The sequence below is a fragment of the Verrucosispora sp. SN26_14.1 genome, from assembly GCF_004307965.1.
Lineage (GTDB): Bacteria > Actinomycetota > Actinomycetes > Mycobacteriales > Micromonosporaceae > Micromonospora.
The window spans coordinates 1-3,195 of the sequence record NZ_SISL01000584.1; the positions used below are offsets into that span (position 1 = coordinate 1).

Genomic DNA, 3,195 nt, shown 5'->3' on the forward strand with positions numbered 1-3,195 from the left:
ACATGTCTATAAGAGACAGGGCGAGGCGCTCGCCGGGGCGTTGACCGCCGAGTACGCCGCCATCTGGGCCTACGGCCCGATCGGTGTACGCCTGACCGGCGACGATCGGAAGGCCGCCGCCGACGCGGAGGCGGCCCACCGGGGCCGGCGGGACGCGCTGGTGATGCAGATCAGCACCGGTGGCGGAACGGTGCCGCCGGACCGGGCCGGTTACGCCCTGCCGTTCCCGGTGACCGACCGGGCCAGCGCGCTGCGGCTCGCGATCGAGGTGGAGGAGCGGACGGCGGCGTTCTGGCGGGCGGCACTGCCGGTCAGCACCGGCGCCGAGCGGGAGCGGGCCCTGGCCGCCCTGGTCGACTACGCGGTCCGGGCGACACGGTGGCGGCGCAGCGCCGGCACCACCCCGCTGACCGTGCCGTTCCCGGGTCGCCCCGCCTGAGGGACGCCACCCCGGTCGATGGGTAGGCAGCGTCACGGTCCGCACCGGTTGCGGATGGCATACCAGGTATGCATACTCCCGTTCCATGTCCATCCGTCACGGCCTGCTCGCCCTGCTCGAACGTGGCCAGATGTACGGCTACCAGCTCCGGGCCGCCTTCGAGGAGTCGACCGGCTCCACCTGGCCGCTCAACATCGGGCAGGTCTACACCACCCTGTCCCGGCTGGAGCGGGACGGGCTGGTGCGGTCGCTGCCGGAGAGCGAGGCCGGGCAGCGGCCGTACGAGATCACCGAAGCCGGACGGGCGGACCTGACGCTGTGGTTCGCCACCCCGATCAGCCGCAACGACCGGCCCCGTGACGAACTGGCGATCAAGCTGGCGTTGGCGCTGACCACACCGGGCGTGGACGTTCGTACCGTGGTACAGACCCAGCGCACCGCGACGATGCGGACACTCCAGGAGCTGACCCGGTTGAAGTACTCCAGCGACCGGCCCGAGGACCTGCCATGGCGACTGGTGCTGGACGCGATGGTCTTCCAGGCCGAGGCGGAGGTGCGATGGCTCGACCACTGTGAGAGCAGCCTGGTGCGGCACCGCCCCCCGGCACCCGGCCCGACGCCACTGCCCGAGGCGGCGGGCCGCAGTGGTGAGGAGGCCTGGCGGTGAGCGCGGACGAGCGGCAGACGTCGCGTACCCGTGACACCGCCGCGACATCCGACTCCGGCATTCCCCACGACACCGGGCCCGTCCCGGAGGCCGTGCTGGAGCTGCGGGACGTGCACCGGACCCACGGCAGCGGCCCGGCCGCGGTGCACGCGCTGCGCGGGGTGAGCCTGGTCGTCCGCCCCGGCGAACTGGTCGCCGTGATGGGTCCCTCCGGCTCCGGCAAGTCGACCCTGCTGACCCTGGCCGGCGGGCTGGACAGCCCGACCACCGGTCACGTGCTCGTCGAGGGACAGCCGCTGCACACCCTGGACCGGCGTGGCCTGGCCCGGCTGCGCCGCCGCCGGATCGGGTACATCTTCCAGAACCTCAACCTCATCGGCAGTCTGACCGCCGCCGAGAACGTCTCCCTCCCCCTCGAACTCGACGGCGCGGGCGTCCGGCGGGCCCGCCGGCTGGCGCTCGACGCGTTGACCGAGGTGGGTCTGACCGAACTCGGTGACCGGTTCCCCGACCAGCTCTCCGGCGGCCAGCAGCAGCGCGTCGCGATCGCCCGGGCGCTGGTCGGCGAAAGACGTCTGGTGCTGGCCGACGAGCCGACCGGAGCGCTGGACTCGCAGACCGGTGAGGCCGTCCTGCGGCTGCTGCGCCGCCGGGTCGACGCCGGAGCCGCCGGTGTGCTGGTCACCCACGAGGCGCGGCACGCCGCCTGGGCGGACCGGGTGGTGTTCCTGCGCGACGGTGTGACGGTCGACTCGACCGCCCCGCTGGCCGGCGTCGACGCGCTGCTCTCCGGCAGTCTTCGGTGACCCTCCGCCCCCAGTCGCGGCCGGTGCACGACCTCCCACCCGAGCGGCCCCGCCGGACCCGGTTGGCCGAGACGGTGGGCTCCTGGCGGGCCGCGCTGCGGATCGCCCGCCGCGAGGTGACGCGGGCCCGTGGGCGTACGGCTCTGGTGCTGGCGATGATCGTCCTGCCCGTCCTGGCCCTGTCCTTCGTCGCGGTCAGCGCGGACATGGCCCGGCTCGACCCCGCCGAGAAGATGGAGCAGCGGCTCGGCAACGCCGACGCGGAGCTGCGGGTGGTCAGCCAGGGGCCGGTCACCCAGAACGCCGACGGCAGCGTGTGGAACGCGCCGGAGGACCGGATCCCCGAGACGGTCACCGTGGACGACATCCTCCGGCTGCTCCCGGCGGACAGCCGGGTCCTCCCGGTACGCCGCTGGCTGCCGCTTCCCCTCCGGGACGGCACCCGGGCCCGCGACGACGTACCCGCCACCGAGGTCGACCTCGCCGATCCGCTCGCCGCCGGCCTCGTTCGGATCCACGATGGTCGGGTGCCGACAAAGGCCGACGAGGTCGCGCTGAACCGGGCCGCTCGGCGTACCCTCGGCGTCGACGTCGGGGGCGTGCTCAACGCCCGGGACGGCACGAGGAGCTGGACCGTCGTCGGTGTGGTCGAACTCCCGGAGTCGCTGGAGCCGATGGCGTTCCTGCGTTCCGCCGGTGAACCGTCGGGCTCGCTGAACCACGACACCGTGTTCCTGGTCGACCTCCCCGGGCCGGTGACCGAGGACCTGTTCCGCCACCTCAACCGCAACGGAGTGGTGGTCGGTGCCCGCGTCTCCGCACCGTCGAGCCCGGTGGAGGCGGTCCGTCCGCTCGGCAACAGCCTGGGCGCGGAGGAGATCGGCACCGGGGTGCTGGTCGGCGGACTGGGTCTGCTGGAGGTGGTGCTGCTGGTCGGCCCGGCCTTCGCGGTGGGGGTCCGGCGACGGCGGCGGGAGCTGGCACTCGTCGCGGTGGCCGGCGGCGACGCGGCTCAGCTCCGCCGGGTGGTGCTCGCCGACGGCGTGCTGCTCGGATGCATCGGTGCCGCCGCCGGGGTGGCCCTCGGTGTGCTCTCCGCGTTCGCCGCCCGGCCGCTGGTCGAGGAGTTCGTCTTCCAGCACCGCTTCGCCGGGTACCGCGTCTGGCCGGCGGCGCTGGGCGTGATCGCACTCGTCGCCGTACTCGCCGGGGTGCTGGCCGCGCTCGCGCCGGCCTGGACCGCCGCCCGGCAGGAGGTGGTCGCCGGGCTCGCCGGCCGACGC

Annotated in this window: 4 protein-coding genes; all 4 read left to right on the plus strand. The window is 74.1% G+C overall.

The window, feature by feature from the left end:
* Positions 1-40: 40 nt before the first annotated feature.
* Positions 41-439: a ferritin-like domain-containing protein gene (locus tag EYA84_RS29460; protein WP_131057333.1), complete on the plus strand. Its 399-nt coding sequence runs from the start codon at positions 41-43 to the stop codon at positions 437-439.
* A gap of 85 nt (positions 440-524) precedes the next feature.
* Positions 525-1,106 carry a PadR family transcriptional regulator gene (locus EYA84_RS29465; RefSeq protein ID WP_131057331.1) on the plus strand — a complete coding sequence of 194 codons (582 nt, stop codon included), beginning with the start codon at positions 525-527 and terminating at the stop codon, positions 1,104-1,106.
* Positions 1,107-1,165: 59 nt separating this feature from the next.
* Positions 1,166-1,912, plus strand: a complete 747-nt coding sequence (locus EYA84_RS29470) for an ABC transporter ATP-binding protein (protein WP_131057335.1) — start codon at positions 1,166-1,168, stop codon at positions 1,910-1,912.
* Positions 1,909-3,195 (plus strand): FtsX-like permease family protein (locus EYA84_RS29475; RefSeq protein ID WP_236146029.1); only part of this gene is annotated, 1,287 nt, incomplete at its 3' end. The genes EYA84_RS29470 and EYA84_RS29475, both read left to right, overlap by 4 nt.

Coding starts and splice junctions, on each gene's coding strand:
- EYA84_RS29465 (WP_131057331.1), top strand. CDS start 525: ATGTCCATCCGTCACGGCCTGCTCGCCCTGCTCGAACGTGGCCAGATG.